The 1,726-nt window shown below is 57.2% G+C and carries 1 protein-coding gene; it reads right to left on the reverse strand.

Annotation, left to right across the window (positions count from 1 at the left end; all coding sequences use genetic code 11):
• Positions 1-1,718 (reverse strand): beta strand repeat-containing protein (locus N7974_RS20495; RefSeq protein WP_262967385.1); only part of this gene is annotated, 1,718 nt, incomplete at its 3' end.
• Between the last annotated feature and the right edge of the window lie 8 nt (positions 1,719-1,726).

Genomic DNA, 1,726 nt, shown 5'->3' on the forward strand with positions numbered 1-1,726 from the left:
CTGCCACTGTTGCCATCGTTGACCGTCACCCCAGAGGTGGTCACCGTCTTGTTGGTCCCCGCGTTGGCATCGGTAAAGGCAAACATGCCACCCGACAAACTGTCGCCACTGAACACCTGGGTGCCGCCGGAAACGACCGCTGTGCCCAGCGCGGCCAGTGTGCCGTTATAGGCCTTGGTCACGTCACTGGTTTTGAGCGACAAGTCAGCCTTGTTGATGGTGCTGGTGGTGTTGTTAGCGTAGCTGACCGTATAGTTGCTGCCACTGTTGCCGTCGCTAACGGCGACACCCGTGGTAGTCACAACCTTGTTACCGGTACTGGCGTTCTTGTTAGCAAAAGCAAACGTACCGCCACTGATACTGTCTGGCGTACTGCTGTTGCTGGCGTTGGTGTACAGCGTACCCAACGTCACAACCGCCGTACCCGCTGCGGCCAGTGTGCCGTCATAGGTTCTGGTGACATCACTGGTGCTGAGCGTTAAAGTGGCTTTATCGATGATACTCGCCGCGTTGTTGGCGTAGCTGACCGTGTAGTTGCCACCCAAGTTGCCGTCGTTCACCGTCACGGCATCTGTCGTTACCGTCTTGCCGGTGCCGGCATTGGCGTTGGTAAAGGCAAACGTGCCGCCACTGAGGTTGTCAAGCGTACCGCCATTACTGGCGTTGTTGTACAGCGTGCCCAACGTCACAACCGCCGTACCCGCTGCTGCCAACGAGCCGTCGTACGTCTTGGTTACAGCACTGGTAGCAAGCGTTAAAGCGGCCTTGTTGATGGTGCTGGTAGTGTTGTCTACATAGACCACCGGGTTGTAGTTACTGCCACTGTTGCCATCGTTGACCGTCACCCCAGAGGTGGTCACCGTCTTGTTGGTCCCCGCGTTGGCATCGGTAAAGGCAAACATGCCACCCGACAAACTGTCGCCACTGAACACCTGGGTGCCGCTTGTAGAGACCGCCGTGCCCAACGCGGCCAGTGTGCCGTTATAGGCCTTGGTCACGTCACTGGTTTTGAGCGACAAGTCAGCCTTATTGATGGTGCTGGTAGTGTTGTTAGCGTAGCTGACCGTATAGTTGCTGCCACTGTTGCCGTCGCTAACGGCGACACCCGTGGTAGTCACAACCTTGTTACCGGTACTGGCGTTCTTGTTGGCAAAAGCAAAGGTACCGCCACTGATACTGTCTGGCGTACTGCTGTTGCTGGCGTTGGTGTACAGCGTACCCAACGTCACAACCGCCGTACCCGCTGCGGCCAGTGTGCCATCATAGGTTCTGGTGACATCACTGGTGCTGAGCGTTAAAGTGGCTTTATCGATGATACTCGCCGCGTTGTTGGCGTAGCTGACCGTGTAGTTGCCACCCAAGTTGCCGTCGTTCACCGTCACTGCATCTGTCGTTACCGTCTTGCCGGTGCCGGCATTGGCGTTGGTAAAGGCAAACGTGCCGCCACTGAGGCTGTCAAGCGTACCGCCATTACTGGCGTTGTTGTACAGCGTGCCCAACGTCACAACCGCCGTACCCGCTGCTGCCAACGAGCCGTCGTACGTCTTGGTCACAGCACTGGTACCAAGCGTTAAAGCGGCCTTGTTGATGGTGCTGGTGGTGTTGTCTACATAGACCACCGGGTTGTAGTTACTGCCACTGTTGCCATCGTTGACCGTCACCCCAGAGGTGGTCACCGTCTTGTTGGTCCCCGCGTTGGCATCGGTAAAGGCAAACATGCCACCCG

This window comes from Methylobacter psychrophilus, from assembly GCF_025583945.1.
GTDB classification, from domain to species: domain Bacteria; phylum Pseudomonadota; class Gammaproteobacteria; order Methylococcales; family Methylomonadaceae; genus Methylobacter_C; species Methylobacter_C psychrophilus.